Raw genomic sequence first — 16325 nt, forward strand, 5'->3', positions numbered from 1 at the left:
CACAATCGGAACAACATTCACGGAGTTATGATGGATTCGAAAGCTATTTCAGACACCAGTAGGTTACGCATAGACGGGACGCGTTTGTGGCGCGCATTGATGGATCTTGGCGCTATCGGTGCGACACCAAAAGGTGGTGTGTGCCGGCTTGCGCTGACAGATCTCGATAAGCAGGGCCGTGACCTGGTTAGCGCCTGGGCCAGGGACGAGGGCATGAGCGTCACGGTCGATCAGATCGGGAATATTTTTATGCGGCGTGCAGGACGCAACAATGACCTTCCGCCTGTGGTCACCGGTTCGCATATTGATACCCAACCTACCGGCGGTAAATTCGATGGCAACTACGGTGTGTTGGCAGGACTTGAAGTGATCCGTACGTTGAATCAACATAATATTCAGACCGAGGCGCCGATTGAGGTGGCGGTATGGACCAATGAAGAGGGATCGCGTTTTGTGCCGGTGATGATGGGGTCAGGCGTTTTCTGTGGCGCTTTCACGTTAGAGCACGCTTACGCGGCGACAGATACCGCTGGCATTAGCGTTCAGGATGCGCTTGCGCGCATTGGTTATATCGGCGACCAGAAAAGCGGCGATCATCCTATCGGTGCGTATTACGAAGCACACATTGAACAAGGTCCGGTGCTGGAAAATGCCGATACTGTGATTGGCGTCGTACCCGCGGTGTTGGGATTGGCTTGGTACGACTGCACAGTGACCGGTTTCGAATCCCACGCCGGTCCAACTCCCATGGCGATTCGCAAGGATGCGCTGCAGGTATCGACTTATATCATGCAGGAAGTTGTCGCGATTGCGTTGCGTTATGCGCCGTATGGACGTGGTACGGTTGGTGCGGTTCAGGTGATGCCCAATAGTCGCAATGTGATTCCTGGAAAAGTAAAATTCTCGATCGATTTGCGCAATGTCAGCGATACAACGCTGGATAGCATGAACGCAGATTTGTATGCATACATAGACAGGATACGTACTGAAAGTGGGCTTGCAATAGAGTTGGAGCGCGTCTCCTATTTTCCGCCTTGCGCATTCCATCCTGACTGCGTCGCCCAAGTACGCAATGCTGCGAATCTGCTCGGCTATGCCACAATGGACGTCGTGTCCGGCGCTGGTCACGATGCTATTTATGCAGCGCGAGTGGCCCCGTCAGGAATGATTTTTGTTCCCTGCAAAGATGGGGTCAGCCATAATGAAATCGAAGACGCCAAGCCTGAACACCTGGAAGCCGGTGCCAATGTATTGCTGCATGCAATATTGGCCAGCGCCGTGCCGGTGTTTGACTAAGTGCACTCTGGTGTCCTTAGTTTGTGGAAGAATTTTATAGGAACAAGCAAATGTCATTGAAAATTGTTGTCGCGCGTCTGAATCACGAAACCAATACTTTCTCTCCTATTGCGACACCCCTGGATGCTTTCGCCCCTCAGTGGGACGAGGCGGCCTACCGTGATCAGAAAGGTGCGCGCACCGCGATGGGTGCGTTTCTGGATATTGCGGACGCGCTTGGCGCGACGATAGTGACACCGATAGCGGCCATGGCTAATCCGAGTGCCGCGGTTGCCGCGGATGCTTATACCCTGATGAACGACGCTATTTTGCGGTCTATTGGCGCTGGCTGCGACGCCATCATGCTCGATTTGCATGGCGCGATGGTGGCTGAAAATGCCGAAGACGGCGAAGGTTCGCTGCTGCAAAAAATACGAGAAATCGCCCCCGATACGCCGCTTTGCGTCGCGCTTGACCTGCATGGCAATGTGACCCAAAAAATAATCGACAACGCCGACATTATCGTTAGTTTCAAGACCTATCCTCACATCGATATGTACGAGGCCGGGGAGCATGCGGGACGCTTGCTGGTGGACATGCTGCAACAAAAAAAACGCCCTGTAGTTGGATGGTGTCAATTGCCATTACTGTCGGCGACGTTGACCAGCGATACGTCGAACAGTGCGATGCAACGCGCGGTGCAAGCCGCGATTGCCGCAGAGTCTGAAGAAGGGATATTGGCGGTATCCATCTTCGCTGGTTTTCCTTTGTCGGATTTCCGTGATGCCGGGATGTCAGTGGTCGTTGTGGCCGATAACGACGTTGATCTCGCCAATCAGGTAGCCGAAAAAATCGCCCGTTCCATGTGGCGAGAGCGCGATGGGTTTGTGTATGACAGCAAACCGTTAAAACAGTCGCTGGCGCACGCAAAGCAGATGGCGGCGGATGAGGGCGCAGGTCCGGTGCTGTTGCTCGACCACAGCGATAACGTCATGTCCGGTGGCACTTGCAATACCATGGACGTGTTGGAAGCAGCGATTGCGGAAGGGCTGACTGATATTGGGGTTGGGCCGATTAGTGATCCTGATGCGGTTGCCGCATTGATTAGCGCAGGGATCGGCGCGACTGTCACGGTGGCATTGGGCAACAAGGTGGCACTCATCAAACAGGGGATTACTAAATTCCCCCTCTCTCTGACCGGCAAGGTGCTGGCAATCACCAATGGTGAACTCCTGGTCACGGGTCCTATTTATACCGGCTCCACCATCCATATGGGAAAAAGTGTGTTGTTCGATATCGGCGTCGCACAAATTGTTGTGACCGAAGAACGGGTGGAGCCTTACGATCTGGGCGTCTTTACCAGTATGGGGCTTGAGCCGGCCAAAAAAGCTTTTCTGTTGTTGAAGTCACGCATGTATTGTCGCCCGGTGTTCGGACCGATTAGCCGGGGGCTGGAAGAATGCGACTCCGACACGGGCGGACCAACCAGTTCTAACTTTGGGTTATTCCCGATCAGGAACGTGCGCCGTCCCATCTATCCGTTGGATGCAGACACGCGTTGGTAAGTGTGCGGCGAAGTAGAGCTTATGAGACCTTCACATTCTCCAGCATATCGTGAACCATTTGATCGATATCAATTTCGGCATGCCAGTTCCAGTCGGCCCGCGCTTGTGTATCGTCCAGACTCTGTGGCCAGCTATCGGCGATCTCTTGTCGCTCATCCGGTCGATAAGTAATTTCAAACTGCGGAAGCTTTTGCCGGATAGCCTGGGACAACTGCGCAGGATTAAAGCTCAATCCGGCTACGTTATAGGCCGACCGCACCCGCACGTCCGCTGCTGGCGCTCCCATCAGTTCGATGGTGGCACGGATAGCATCGGGCATGTAAATCATCGGCAGAGTCGTTTCCGAACCTAAAAAACACTGATATGTTTCGCCGCGTTTGGCCGCATGGAAAATGGCGATCGCATAATCGGTCGTCCCGCCGCCAGGAGGCGATTTATAACTGATGATGCCGGGATAGCGGATGCTGCGAACATCGATGCCGAACTTGGCGAAATAGTATTCGCATAGTCTCTCCCCGGCTTGTTTACTGATTCCGTAAATGGTGGTCGGATCCATGATCGTCATTTGAGGCGTGTTGACGGCTGGCGTATTAGGTCCAAATGCGGCGATGGAAGAGGGCCAGAATACGCGCAATGCGTTTCCTGCCGAGCTGCGCTCTCGCGCCAATTCCAACGTATTGAGCAATCCGTTGATATTCAATGTCCATGCCTTCAATGGCGCCTGCTCGCCGGTGACGGATAACATCGCCGCCAGTTGATAGACCTGTGTGATGTCATGACGATTGACGACCTCTGCCAGCAGATTGCTGTTGAGCACGTCGAGGCGTTCGTAGCAAAGAGCGCCATAGTAACTGGACGGACTGATATCGGCCGCGACGACATTGTTCGCCCCGTGCTTTTCGATCAGTGCGTCCACCAATTCGCTGCCGATTTGACCGTTGGCACCGATGACCAGAATCTTTTCCATTTTGTTTTCCGTTTTAATTCTTCAAGAGACCGAGCTCATGCCCAACTTGCCCAAAGGCGGCTAATGCCTGATCGAGTTGCCGGATGCTGTGCGCAGCCGACATTTGAACGCGCACGCGGGCTTGTCCCATCGGCACGACCGGATAGAAAAAGCCTGTCACCAGAATGCCTTTTGCATATAAGCGCTGGGCAAATTGTTGCGCTATTGGCGCATCGAACAGCATCACCGGCACAATCGGATGCGTACCCGGCTTGATGGTGAATCCCAGTTGCGTGATTTCGCGCCGGAAATGGACAGTGTTCGCATGCAGACGGTCACGTAATTCGGTAGAGCTGGAGAGCATGTTTAATACCGCCAGGGAGGTACCGGCAATTGATGGTGCCAACGTGTTTGAGAATAAATACGGACGCGACTTTTGCCGCAATGTTTCGATCACTTCGCGCCGCGCAGCAGTGAAACCGCCCATGGCACCGCCAAGAGCTTTGCCGAGCGTTCCCGTGATGATATCGATCCGTCCCATGACCTGATGATGTTCATGGGTGCCGCGGCCGGTCTTGCCCATGAATCCGGAAGCGTGGCATTCATCGATCATGACCAGCGCGCCGTATTTGTCGGCCAGATCGCAGATTTTGTCTAACTGTGCGATCGTTCCATCCATCGAAAACACGCCATCCGTGACAATCACTTTATGGCGCTTATCGGCGGCTGCCTGCAATTGCACTTCCAGATCGGCCATATCGTTATGGGTATAGCGAAAACGTGCGGCCTTGCAGAGGCGAATGCCATCGATGATGGACGCATGATTTAAGGCATCCGAAATGATCGCGTCCTGCTCGTCAAACAGCGGTTCAAACAGGCCGCCGTTGGCATCGAATGCTGCCGCGTACAGGATTGTATCTTCCATGCCCAGAAATGCGGACAGGGCTTGCTCCAGTTGTTTATGCACATTCTGTGTGCCGCAAATAAAGCGCACCGAGGATAAGCCGTAACCGTATTGTCTGGTGGCATCAATTGACGCCTGAACCAGTTTTTCCTCTCCCGAAAGGCCGAGATAATTATTCGCACAAAGGTTAATCAAGGTACGGCCATCGTCGCACACGACCTCCGCCCCCTGGCGCGAATTAATAACCCGTTCCGGCTTAAACAGACCCTGCTCGCGCAGAGCGTTCAAATTAGTATCGAGAGTGGCGAAGAAGCTAGCTTTGGTCGCGGTCGGCGTCATGTGAGTTCCTGGTTATTTGGCAATTCATACGCACTATCTTAAAACCTATGAGGCGCGGGCATACAGTCGCAGTGCGTTTGCCGCTTTGTCTGGTGGTTATAGCAATTCATCTGTTACGATATGGTTCAATAGAAAGACATAAATCCACTATATCGAACAGTTATTCGATATAGTGGATATTAACCACTGCCATTAAACATAGCAAGACAATTTATGCGTTCAACACTCCCTCACAATACGCCACCTGAAGTTGGTGCGACACTGCAACGGCTGCGACTGAAGCGTGGCCTGACACTTGACGATTTGTCACGTGCGGCGGGTGTTTCCAAATCGATGCTCTCGCAAATTGAACGGGAAAAAGCTAATCCAACCATCGCCGTCACCTGGCGCCTGGCGAATGCATTGGGTATTGGAATCGAGGAGCTACTTGCCACCGGAACCTCGGAGGCGGAAGCAATCCATGTGATGGAGCCGCACGAAACCCCCACTTTGCCGGGACTCCATGCCGGGTACGTTCTGCGCATTCTCGGCCCGATGGAGCTGGCCGGGAAGTATGAGTGGTATGAGCTGACCCTGGCACCTGAGGGGGCGCTGGTATCCACACCGCACGATCCGGGCACCAGAGAGCATTTAACCCTGCTGAATGGCAGTATTGAAGTGATGGTGGACGACGTAAAGAAAAAGCTTAAGATCGGCGGCACGGCGCGCTACCCAGCCGACAAAAATCATATCATCCGGAATATCGGGAGAACCGAAGCACGGGCGCTGTTGGTGGTCATTCATCGTTAAGCGCCAACGGCGGTAATGCGGAACAAAGCGGAACCAGAATTTATGCGGTTATGGCCTGTGGACATCAAGATTTCAACCAAATTCGCCCACAGGTTTACAATACAGGTGAAGAAGCGGTTGCAGCCGGTTTGCAACATTATCAAACTTTAATTTCACAAAGCTTGCAATTCACACTGTTTTTTTATACAGTACTGTTTATTAATACAGTCTTACACCCCTTTTGCCGAAAGAAAATCCATGGACGATAAAAAATCCGCAGCAAATCCTGACAAAAGCAAGGCGCTTGCCGCAGCATTGGCACAAATCGAAAAGCAATTCGGCAAGGGTTCAATCATGCGCATGGAAGATGGCGCCGTGGTTGAAGAAGTGCAGGTCGTCTCGACCGGTTCGTTAGGATTGGACATTGCGCTAGGCGTGGGCGGTTTGCCGCGTGGCCGCGTTGTTGAAATCTACGGCCCTGAATCATCCGGTAAAACGACCCTGACATTACAAACTATTGCTGAAATGCAAAAGTTGGGCGGGACTTGCGCGTTTATTGATGCAGAACATGCCCTAGACGTCGGTTACGCTCAAAAGCTTGGCATTAACCTGGCAGATTTGTTGATCTCCCAGCCAGATACAGGCGAACAAGCGCTTGAAATTACCGATGCTTTGGTGCGGTCCGGCGGTGTTGATCTGATCGTTATCGATTCCGTTGCGGCATTGACGCCACGGGCCGAGATTGAAGGCGACATGGGCGATTCGTTGCCGGGTTTGCAAGCACGTTTAATGTCTCAGGCGCTGCGTAAATTGACCGGTAGCATTAACCGCACCAATACGCTGGTGATTTTTATCAATCAGATTCGGATGAAGATCGGTGTCATGTTCGGGAATCCCGAAACCACTACCGGTGGTAATGCATTGAAGTTCTACGCCTCCGTCCGTTTGGATATTCGTCGTACTGGCTCAATTAAGTCAGGCGATGAAGTGATCGGTAACGAAACACGCGTAAAAGTAGTGAAAAATAAAATCGCACCTCCGTTCAAGGAAGCGCATTTCGATATCTTGTACGGCACAGGTACCTCACGTGAAGGCGAGATTCTGGATCTTGGTTCGGATGCCAAAATTGTTGAAAAATCGGGTGCCTGGTATAGCTACAACGGTGAGCGCATTGGACAGGGTAAAGACAACGCACGGAACTATCTGAAAGAACGTCCAGAGCTGGCCCGTGAAATCGAAAATAAAGTACGGGCGTCCTTAGGCGTTCCATTATTGGAAGGTGCAATTTCGACAGAAACGGACAAAGCAGCAGAAAAAGCCGCAAAAGCCGCTGACAAAGCTGCGGCCAAAGAGGCAGCTGCTGCCGCATTGGTTGCAAAAGTAGAGTAATTAAAGGATAGACTTCTTTCGAAACTTGTCAGGCACCTTACGTGTGCCTAAGATACCTGAGTGTACCTAAGTGTACGGCCGCCAGGCTGCTAGACTACTAGACTGCGAGATTAACCGATCCAGAGGTAGGCTCTGCTCAGTAGAATTTTGAGCAAGTCGGTCGTTAGGACAGATGTGGGGTTCGAAATAAGTCGATTAGCTAATCGGGCGGAAAGCATGTTGCTTTACGCCCGATTTTTTTATATTTGTGCAAAATCCTGTCAGGTATGCAGCAATGGCAAAACCAACAATTAGTCTTAAGGGAAGAGCGCTTCGGTACTTATCGATGCGTGAGCATAGCCGTATTGAACTTATGCGCAAGCTATCGCGTTATGTGCAAGAAGGGGATGACATTGAGGCATTACTCGACTGGCTGGAAGAATCCAAATTTTTATCACAAGAGCGCTTCTCGGAATCCCTCATCCATCGTCGGGCCGGTCGCTACGGCAACAGCCGTATCGTGATGGAGCTAAAAAGTCACGGTATTACCGGGGAGGCGATCAACGCGGTCAAGTCGCAACTCGCAGAAGGCGAATTTGCCCGGGCACGTGAGGTGTGGGCCAGAAAATTTGGCCGCCAGCCGGTTGATGCTATTGAACGCGGCAAACAAATGCGTTTTTTGTTGCAACGGGGATTTTCCCATCGGGCTGTACAGGCTGCCATCAAAGGCGCCGCCGATGAACTTGAATTCGATCCTGCGGAGCCCGATGAAGACGTTGTTGAATAGTTGATATTTAGCTGACATTTCGAATTACCCTTCACGCGGTCCGGCGATCCGGCGGTCCGGCGATCCGGCGATCCGGCGGTCCGGCGATCCGGCGATCCGGCGGTCCGGCGGTCCGGCGATCCGGCGATCCCATCGATCCGGCGATCCCATCGATCCGGCGATCCGGCGTTCCGGCGCTCCCGGCATCCTCGTCATTCATTGCAACCCGTGTCGTTTACGCTGACCGGTCGAGCCGATCAAATACATCCCCCCTCCTAAATTCCAGTCCGACTTGTTCAATCAGCATGCGTTTACCCCACGACTGAGAGACTTTGGTGATTGATTCTCAGGCTTGCGACGCTCGTTATTCGCAAACAGGTGCGCCTCGCCGAATGCTGCGATGCACACAAACTCACCTATTCCTGCCAGCTGTGCTACACTTTTGTGGTTTTTTGCAAACCGCAGGAGCGGCAGCTACTATAGAAACTGTAGTAGCAATAAGCAAGCAGACCAAAAAAATGTCCCCATTACCTCCTACCTCTCGCAGGGCGCCAATTCATACGCGCACCATACAAGTCGACGCGTTTATTCGTGACGATGGCTTATGGGAATTAGACGCGCACATAACCGACATTAAAGCCAGCGACATCACCTTGCCCCGCGGCATTTTGCCTGCAGGAGAGCCCGTGCATGACTTATGGTTGCGGCTGACCCTGGATGATCTTTACACCATTGTTGCGGTAGCAGCCCACTCTGAGGCGATGCCTTATCCCGGACATTGCAATATGGTTTCCCCGGCCTACAATCAATTGGTCGGATTGAGCCTGTTAAAAGGTTTTCGTTATACCTTGAAAGAGCGTATTGGCGGTGCGCTGGGTTGTACGCATTTGACCGAGCTTGCGCAAATATTGCCCACTGTCGCACTTCAGGCATTTTCTGGCGAAACCAGTACTGCTAGCGCCGCACCGACCAGGCTTGCGAGCGCGGACAAAAAACCCTTTCAGGTGGGAAGTTGCTACGCATTGCGCAGAGACGGCGCGGTTGTTGCGCAATTCTATCCAAAGTGGTCAATCGCAGCGCCGGAAGACCCCGCGTCTACTCCCGCGCACGCGTCGCTGAACACGCAACCGGATAGTGAGCCCGAATCCGGTTAGCGTCATTATTGATTTTGTTGTAATTCATTTATCAGTGCACTTATCTAGTTCAACCAGCAAGTTAATTTAAATCAGCGTCAGAAGGGAAGCTCGCATGAAAATCCATGAGTATCAGGGCAAAGAAATTCTCCGTAAATTTGGGGTAACAACACCACGCGGCATTCCGTGCCTGAGCGTCGACGAGGCAGTCAAAGCTGCTGAAACACTCGGCGGTTCGGTATGGGTCGTGAAGGCACAAATTCATGCAGGTGGTCGCGGTAAGGGCGGCGGCGTGAAAGTTGCTAAATCGCTTGAGCAAGTGCGCGAATATGCTAACGAAATCCTTGGCATGCAATTGATCACGCACCAAACTGGCCCAGAAGGTCAAAAAGTTCGTCGCTTGTTGATCGAAGAGGGCGCTGATATTAAGCAGGAACTATACGTCAGTATGGTCACTGACCGTGTTAGTCAACGCGTGGTGCTGATGGCATCGAGCGAAGGCGGCATGGATATTGAAGAAGTAGCAGAAAGCCATCCGGAAAAAATTCATCAGGTTGTGATCGATCCATCGACCGGTTTGACAGACGCTGACGCAGATAGCATTTCTGCCAAAATCGGCGTGCCAGCAGGTTCTATTGCTGACGCTCGGGTGCAGTTGCAAGGTCTGTACAAAGCTTATTGGGACACTGATTGTTCATTGGCCGAAATTAATCCATTGATCGTGACCGGCTCCGGCAAAATCATTGCTCTGGATGCTAAATTTAACTTCGATCCTAATGCGTTGTATCGTCAACCGGAAATCGTTGCGTATCGCGATCTGGATGAAGAAGACCCAGCAGAAGTTGAAGCATCAAAATTCGATCTGGCCTACATTTCGCTCGACGGCAATATCGGTTGCCTGGTAAATGGCGCTGGTTTGGCGATGGCGACGATGGATACCATCAAGTTGTTCGGCGGTGAGCCAGCAAACTTCCTGGACGTGGGCGGCGGTGCTACAGCAGAAAAAGTGACTGAAGCGTTCAAGATCATGTTGAAAAACCCGAGCTTGAAAGCCATTCTGGTCAACATCTTCGGCGGCATCATGCGCTGTGATGTGATTGCTGAAGGCGTCATCGCGGCATCGAAGGCGGTTTCATTGAGCGTGCCACTTGTCGTGCGCATGAAGGGTACTAACGAAGAAATCGGCAAAAAATTGCTGGCAGAATCGGGCTTGCCTATCATTGCTGCGGACAGTATGGAAGAAGCTGCGCAGAAAGTTGTTGCTGCAGCTAACGGTCAATAATCGCTTCGTATTTAGCGATCTGAGAATTTTGCGGTAGTGAATGTGGCCATTGGTTTGGCACATTAATCACCGCTCAAAAATAAGGCAAGGAACAAACATGTCGATCCTGATTAACAAAGATACAAAAGTCGTCACCCAAGGTATCACCGGCAAAACCGGTCAATATCATACCCGCGGTTGCCGCGATTATGCGAATGGCAAAGAAGCTTTTGTCGCTGGTGTGAATCCAAAAAGAGCCGGTGAAGATTTCGAAGGCATTCCTATTTTCGCTAATGTTGCTGAAGCTAAGGCCGCTACTGGCGCCAACGTTTCGGTGATTTACGTGCCGCCTGCAGGCGCGGCAGCAGCGATTTGGGAAGCAGTCGAAGCAGAGTTGGATCTAGCGATCTGTATCACAGAAGGTATTCCTGTCCGCGATATGCTGGCGTTGAAAGACCGTATGGCTAAATCCGGCAGCAAGACTTTGCTGCTAGGACCAAATTGCCCAGGTCTGATCACACCGGACGAAATCAAAATTGGTATCATGCCAGGCCATATTCACAAAAGAGGTCGTATCGGTGTGGTGTCGCGTTCAGGTACATTGACGTATGAAGCAGTGGGTCAACTGACCGCGCTGGGTCTGGGTCAATCATCGGCGGTTGGTATCGGTGGCGATCCAATCAATGGCTTGAAACACATTGATATCATGAAGATGTTCAATGACGATCCTGATACCGATGCGGTCATCATGATCGGTGAAATCGGCGGTCCTGATGAAGCGAATGCAGCTTACTGGATCAAAGACAACATGAAAAAGCCAGTCGTCAACTTTATCGCTGGCGTTACAGCGCCTCCGGGCAAACGTATGGGCCATGCTGGTGCGTTGATTTCTGGCGGTGCTGATACAGCACAAGCCAAACTAGACATCATGGAAGCTTGCGGTATCAAAACCACAAAGAACCCGTCTGAAATGGCACGCTTGCTGATGGCGATGCTGTAATCACAGCTATTTGCCTGATGGTAATCGAATGAATAATAAAGGAGCTTCGGCTCCTTTATTTTATGGGGCTGACCCATCCTGAAATAGGCTACATCAACGCAATCGTGGTTCAAGGCGATCGTGGTGCGAATCGCCGCGAAATGCATATGCGCGATGAAAGCTCTTCAGCATCTTTGGCCCTTATGTGCGAATTGCGCTTGTTGCCGGTTCGGACTTCTCGTATTTTCCTGCGGTTTTTTTCTTGCCATCCTCTTGCCGTTCGCTTCTTAACCAACGAAAATACCTTTAGAGCAGTTTGGCCTGACGCTTCCTCTTTTTGATCGCTACTGAAAATGTCCATCCCTTTACGATTTGAATTTTTTGCCAAGACCGATGTCGGTATGGTGCGTCTGGAGAATGAAGACGCTATTGCGGTGAGTGAAGACTTGCAACTGGCTATCCTAGCCGATGGAATGGGTGGTTACAACGCGGGCGAGGTAGCCAGTGGCATCGCTACCGTGACCATTCAGCATATGGTGGAGCAGCATCAGCGTGAGAACCAATATAGTCACCCCGACGATCAAACGGCGGTGCGCCGTCTATGTTTGATGCAGGCAGTGCGTAAAGCAAATAGCGCGATTATCGACGCTGCCCGGCAACAGCCCGAATATCGTGGCATGGGAACAACCGTCGTGTTAGCCTGGTTTCAAGGCGATCGCGTTTGTATTTCACACGTCGGTGATTCACGTGCCTATTTGATACGAGGTGGCGAGATGTCGCAATTAACTCGGGATCATTCACAGGTACAAGAGCAGGTCGCCGCCGGCTTGTTAACCGCGGAAGAAGCTGCCTTCGCTATGAATCGCAATGTTATTACCCGCGCCGTTGGAGTAGGGCATCAGTTGGTGGTCGACGTGCAAGAGCGTGCTGTCGAGGTTGGGGATCTTTATCTGTTGTGCTCTGACGGCTTGTCGGACCGTCTGTCTTCCGCACAAATGCAGAACATTATCGACGCTGCAAATGGGGGATTGGAAACGGCCTGTGAAGCATTGATACAAGCCGCAAATGACGGTGGGGGGCAGGACAATATTTCCGTCGTGCTCATCAATGTATCAGGTCAGATCGCTTGTAGCTGAGCAATGCAGGAGAACAGGGCAAAGGATGCGCAAACTCGACCCTCGGTCTTCCCCAAGAGAAATTCGATTGCGGTCGCTGCCGCAGCCGTTCAGAGGCTAACGAAGAATTTGAAGGTGGGGATGAATATTCATCCAGGCTCAGAAAGCGAAAAGCCCCGGTGAAGCTCACCGAGGCCAGAACGCCGAGCGGGTTCTCCCAATCGATTTCTAATGAGATGCCCTTAATCTTGCGATATTGGTCAGACGTTAAATAAGAAGTTCAAAACGTCGCCGTCTTTCACCACATATTCTTTGCCTTCAGCGCGCATCTTGCCTGCTTCCTTGGCGCCGGCCTCACCCTTATAGGTAATGAAGTCATCGTAGGCGATAGTTTGCGCACGAATGAAACCTCGTTCAAAGTCGGTATGGATAACGCCAGCCGCTTGTGGGCCGGTGTCACCAACGTGAATCGTCCAGGCGCGTACTTCTTTGACACCTGCGGTGAAATAGGTTTGCAGACCTAGCAGCTTGAATGCCGCACGGATCAGGCGATCCAGTCCTGGCTCTTGCATGCCCATATCGGCGAGAAACTCATGTTTATCGGCTTCGTCGAGGTCCGAAATTTCAGATTCGATGGACGCACAGATCGGCACCATCGGCGCATTTTGCGATGCGGCGTAAGCGGTCAGCTGATCTAGCAATGGATTATTGGTGAACCCTGTGTCGGAGACATTAGCAACATACATTGCCGGCTTGGCCGTAATCAGGCAAAGCGGTTTGATCAATGCCATTTCTTCTTCGTCGAGACCACAAGCGCGCACTGGTTTGGCTTGATCCAGTTCCGGCATCAGACGCTCCAATATCGCGACTAATTTCGCTGCATCTTTATCACCCGAGCGGGCTTTTTTGTTTTCGCGATGGATGGCCTTTTCGACCGTACCCATATCGGCTAACGCCAATTCGGTCTGGATCACTTCGATATCGTCCAGCGGACTGACTTTACCGGCGACATGAATGACGTTGTCGTCTTCAAAGCAGCGCACCACGTTGACGATGGCGTCTGTTTCGCGGATATGGGCCAGAAATTGATTGCCCAGCCCTTCGCCTTTGGAGGCGCCTGCTACCAAACCGGCAATATCCACGAACTCGACCGTTGCCGGAAGAATCCGCTCGGGCTTGACAATCGCAGCGAGCGCAGTCAGGCGCGGGTCGGGCACTTCAACCATGCCGACGTTTGGTTCGATAGTACAGAAGGGATAGTTTTCTGCTGGAATGCCTGCTTTAGTCAGGGCATTGAATAGGGTGGATTTGCCAACGTTAGGTAGGCCGACGATGCCGCACTTGAGACTCATGAAAATCTTTCTAGATCAATAGGTTACAGATAAACGGTTGCAGATGAACGCTTACAGGAGAGCGGTTAATGACGCATAGGCGACACCTGAGACGAAGCCGACGCATGTCAAATTAAATTTTTCGGCAGCTCGGCGCTTGCGTTGCCGCGGGATCGAGCGCGAAAACCACTAACAGACTTGTAACAGTAGCAATAAAAGCGGGATGCGTTCACCGAATTTTATCGAGACTTTGTTCAAAAGACGCCTATTGTAACTCTGTCGTCGTTAACTACAGGTAAACCTTGGAAAAAAGAGGGCCGCCGGCGTCCCAGTTGTCGGCACGCCGCCGGTCCTCTTGCTATCCACGAGTTAAAACACTTTCGCGACGCCTAGTTGAAGAGTGTTTGCTCTGTTACCGCTTGCGAACTGCCCGCTATAATTCGCGAAGGCGGTCGTATCGGCTGCCAGTTTGAGATTGGCACCCAGATCCAGATGCGTGGTATTTGCCGCACTTTGGTAACCGGGCATACCGAAGCTGCCACCCATTCCGACCACATGTGCGCGGACGTCATCCGGGGTATTTTTCAGTTCTCTATCCCATGCCAGTTTTGCGAATGGCTGAATTGGAAATCCCCACATGGTTTGGTTAGAGGTTATTTGCAGGCCCAAACTGGAAACCAGCGAGGTGCGGGTTTGGGCGTCAAAATGCATAGCGGTACTGTCGTTGCCTAGCTCGTCATACGCATTGACCTTGATTTGTTGCCAGGTCAGATTCGCGATTGGACTCAATACCGCCGCACCGAGGTTAAAGTCGTACTGACCACCTAAACGGAGCAGCAATTGGTCGCCCGCAGTGGTGCCGTTTTCGTTTCGCAAAGCCTGCCCCAGCATAATGCTTCGGGTGACGTTGTTATATTCAAGCAAGCCGGAAAGGCCGATTGCGTTCACTGCCCATGCGCCATCACGATATTGGGTATAAGCCGAAATCATGGTTTGATCCAGCTTAAAGTTGCCAGTATTGCTGCCGAAACTGGATTTATTTTGACCGTAACCGAACGCGGTTCCTATCATCCATTGTTGATTAATCGCGTAATCGATCCCGACTGTTGCGCTGGTGGCGGAACCATCCAAACCTTGCATATTGTCGGTTTTGCTGTAGTTGCGTTGCGTATTACCAACTACCGCGTAGGCTTCCGCTTTGCCTACATTTGCCGGTGAGGAGCTGAATAACCTTAACCGATTATCAATGGCAAGCGTTTGCGCCTGAGCACCGACCATTGGTGCCGACGCCAACATACTGATCTGGGTGGGTGCCAGCAATACCGATTGCGCATATTGGGCCAGGATGGCTTGGGCGGCGCCACCGGGATGCACGCTATCGGCAAACAGGTAGGTGAGGTTGGCGTTAGGCTCTACTAAAGTAGCGGTCGTGCAGGTGCTGGAATCAGGCGTGGTGCAGGCCGCTGATGTGACATTTTTGAAGCCATATCGCGCGGGGTTACGAATCACCTCATCCAGCAAGCTGAATACGTCGAGGGCAATAATATTGCCGCCTAACCGATTCAGACTTTGATTCAAGGTTTGATTAAACGTGTAAGCCGAGGCTGTCCACAATTGCTGCAAACCAAGTTGTGCGGCCAACGGCGTATTACCGATATCCGGGAGATTCAGGACCATTACTTTTCCTGCGCCAGCATGCTGTAATGCCCCAACCAACCCGGCGACATTCACCGCTTCACCGGCAACTGATCCAACGATTGTCTGCGCAGTGGCGGCCTGCACCGCCGGATTTGGATCGGCCAGACCGGCTTGATTCAGCGTTGTGTACGCAAAAACGTCATTGGAGCCTGCCCATACGCTATACAGCGCATTTTTGTCCGCTTTGGGGTGGCTGGCTAAATAACCGTTGACCTCGTCCGTAACGGATGGCGTCAAAAATCCGGTTGTGGGGTCTAAAGACTGCTGGCTGGTCTGGGCGCCACCGATTGCATAATTGGTCCCACTCAAAGGCACCACGCCATTTGGCGTCAGCACATACGCAGGATCGGCGGTTAAGCCATTTTTATGCGCCAATAGTTGGGTCCAGACCAAATCTGGATTAGTTGTAAAAGAGGGTTGAAGGCCGACACCGGTATAAAAGCCGCTATCCATTAAGGAATCGCCAAAAAAAACCATTTGTGAAAAATTCGCGGCAGAGGCAATAGGTGCCATGCACAGGCTGATACCAATACTGGCGCTAACAGCCGAAATGACGCACAAGGCTTTGCGGGTGTGGAGTTCCAGGCGCGGCGTAAACAGTGTAGTGAACATAGCGGTGCGACGTGATAGCGCAAACGGGAGGTGAGCCAAAGAATTCTCCTAGTGAGATTTATAGATTTTATGGTGGCGGTGATAGCCCGGAAATTGAGGTAAAGAATGCGAAAACACTGAGGAAATAGTCGAAGCAGTCACGCCAAAAAACGCCGCATTATTTCAAAAGTGGATCGAATAGCACTATTTTTCAATTCGTGAATTAACCATCATGCCAAGAAAAAACCTCAACCAGTTAACTAATCTCTATTTTTTTATGATTTTG

The 16325-nt window shown here is 51.8% G+C and carries 13 protein-coding genes; 9 read left to right on the forward strand and 4 right to left on the reverse strand.

What is annotated here, in order from left to right:
• Positions 1–30: 30 nt before the first annotated feature.
• Both JQN73_RS10975 and JQN73_RS10980 read left to right on the forward strand, forming a co-directional pair.
• Positions 31–1296 carry a Zn-dependent hydrolase gene (locus JQN73_RS10975; protein ID WP_205323317.1) on the forward strand — a complete coding sequence of 422 codons (1266 nt, stop codon included), beginning with the start codon at positions 31–33 and terminating at the stop codon, positions 1294–1296.
• Between the two features lie 50 nt (positions 1297–1346).
• The gene (locus JQN73_RS10980; protein ID WP_205323047.1) at positions 1347–2840 is read left to right on the forward strand and encodes a M81 family metallopeptidase; all 1494 of its coding nucleotides are present in this window, start codon (positions 1347–1349) and stop codon (positions 2838–2840) included.
• A gap of 19 nt (positions 2841–2859) precedes the next feature.
• On the opposite strand, the gene JQN73_RS10985 is transcribed toward JQN73_RS10980, so the two are convergent.
• Together JQN73_RS10985 and kbl are read right to left on the reverse strand one after the other, a co-directional pair.
• The gene (locus tag JQN73_RS10985; RefSeq protein ID WP_205323048.1) at positions 2860–3807 is read right to left on the reverse strand and encodes an NAD-dependent epimerase/dehydratase family protein; all 948 of its coding nucleotides are present in this window, start codon (positions 3805–3807) and stop codon (positions 2860–2862) included.
• A 13-nt stretch (positions 3808–3820) separates the two neighbouring features.
• On the reverse strand, positions 3821–5029 hold the full coding sequence (gene kbl, locus JQN73_RS10990; protein ID WP_205323049.1) for a glycine C-acetyltransferase: 1209 nt from the start codon (positions 5027–5029) through the stop codon (positions 3821–3823).
• A 213-nt stretch (positions 5030–5242) separates the two neighbouring features.
• Here kbl and JQN73_RS10995 point away from each other — a divergent pair, with 213 nt between their 5' ends.
• From JQN73_RS10995 to JQN73_RS11025, 7 genes are all read left to right on the forward strand, one after another.
• Positions 5243–5818 (forward strand): helix-turn-helix domain-containing protein, encoded by a 576-nt coding sequence (locus tag JQN73_RS10995; RefSeq protein WP_205323050.1) that lies wholly within the window; start codon positions 5243–5245, stop codon positions 5816–5818.
• Between the two features lie 237 nt (positions 5819–6055).
• The gene (gene recA / locus JQN73_RS11000; protein WP_205323051.1) at positions 6056–7186 is read left to right on the forward strand and encodes a recombinase RecA; all 1131 of its coding nucleotides are present in this window, start codon (positions 6056–6058) and stop codon (positions 7184–7186) included.
• 274 nt (positions 7187–7460) lie between these two features.
• On the forward strand, positions 7461–7952 hold the full coding sequence (recX, locus tag JQN73_RS11005; protein WP_205323052.1) for a recombination regulator RecX: 492 nt from the start codon (positions 7461–7463) through the stop codon (positions 7950–7952).
• Positions 7953–8449: 497 nt separating this feature from the next.
• Complete coding sequence (locus tag JQN73_RS11010) at positions 8450–9085, forward strand: DUF2889 domain-containing protein (RefSeq protein WP_205323053.1); 636 nt, start codon at positions 8450–8452, stop codon at positions 9083–9085.
• A 70-nt stretch (positions 9086–9155) separates the two neighbouring features.
• On the forward strand, positions 9156–10346 hold the full coding sequence (sucC, locus tag JQN73_RS11015; protein ID WP_255542230.1) for an ADP-forming succinate--CoA ligase subunit beta: 1191 nt from the start codon (positions 9156–9158) through the stop codon (positions 10344–10346).
• 97 nt (positions 10347–10443) lie between these two features.
• Positions 10444–11325 carry a succinate--CoA ligase subunit alpha gene (gene sucD / locus JQN73_RS11020; RefSeq protein ID WP_205323055.1) on the forward strand — a complete coding sequence of 294 codons (882 nt, stop codon included), beginning with the start codon at positions 10444–10446 and terminating at the stop codon, positions 11323–11325.
• 332 nt (positions 11326–11657) lie between these two features.
• A complete protein-coding gene (locus tag JQN73_RS11025; RefSeq protein ID WP_205323056.1) occupies positions 11658–12440 on the forward strand; it encodes a Stp1/IreP family PP2C-type Ser/Thr phosphatase in 783 nt (260 codons plus the stop codon).
• 239 nt (positions 12441–12679) lie between these two features.
• Here the strand turns inward: JQN73_RS11025 and ychF are convergent, their stop codons facing one another.
• Both ychF and JQN73_RS11035 read right to left on the reverse strand, forming a co-directional pair.
• A complete protein-coding gene (gene ychF / locus JQN73_RS11030; protein WP_205323057.1) occupies positions 12680–13771 on the reverse strand; it encodes a redox-regulated ATPase YchF in 1092 nt (363 codons plus the stop codon).
• Between the two features lie 348 nt (positions 13772–14119).
• Positions 14120–16099 (reverse strand): autotransporter domain-containing protein, encoded by a 1980-nt coding sequence (locus JQN73_RS11035; RefSeq protein ID WP_205323058.1) that lies wholly within the window; start codon positions 16097–16099, stop codon positions 14120–14122.
• Positions 16100–16325 lie beyond the last annotated feature (226 nt).

This window comes from Glaciimonas sp. PAMC28666 (assembly GCF_016917355.1).
Classification (GTDB): domain Bacteria; phylum Pseudomonadota; class Gammaproteobacteria; order Burkholderiales; family Burkholderiaceae_D; genus Glaciimonas.

Coding starts and splice junctions, on each gene's coding strand:
- JQN73_RS11025 (WP_205323056.1), top strand. CDS start 11,658: ATGTCCATCCCTTTACGATTTGAATTTTTTGCCAAGACCGATGTCGGT.
- JQN73_RS11010 (WP_205323053.1), top strand. CDS start 8,450: ATGTCCCCATTACCTCCTACCTCTCGCAGGGCGCCAATTCATACGCGC.
- recA (WP_205323051.1), top strand. CDS start 6,056: ATGGACGATAAAAAATCCGCAGCAAATCCTGACAAAAGCAAGGCGCTT.
- JQN73_RS10975 (WP_205323317.1), top strand. CDS start 31: ATGGATTCGAAAGCTATTTCAGACACCAGTAGGTTACGCATAGACGGG.
- recX (WP_205323052.1), top strand. CDS start 7,461: ATGGCAAAACCAACAATTAGTCTTAAGGGAAGAGCGCTTCGGTACTTA.
- JQN73_RS10985 (WP_205323048.1), bottom strand. CDS start 3,807: ATGGAAAAGATTCTGGTCATCGGTGCCAACGGTCAAATCGGCAGCGAA.
- sucD (WP_205323055.1), top strand. CDS start 10,444: ATGTCGATCCTGATTAACAAAGATACAAAAGTCGTCACCCAAGGTATC.
- ychF (WP_205323057.1), bottom strand. CDS start 13,771: ATGAGTCTCAAGTGCGGCATCGTCGGCCTACCTAACGTTGGCAAATCC.
- JQN73_RS10980 (WP_205323047.1), top strand. CDS start 1,347: ATGTCATTGAAAATTGTTGTCGCGCGTCTGAATCACGAAACCAATACT.
- JQN73_RS10995 (WP_205323050.1), top strand. CDS start 5,243: ATGCGTTCAACACTCCCTCACAATACGCCACCTGAAGTTGGTGCGACA.
- kbl (WP_205323049.1), bottom strand. CDS start 5,029: ATGACGCCGACCGCGACCAAAGCTAGCTTCTTCGCCACTCTCGATACT.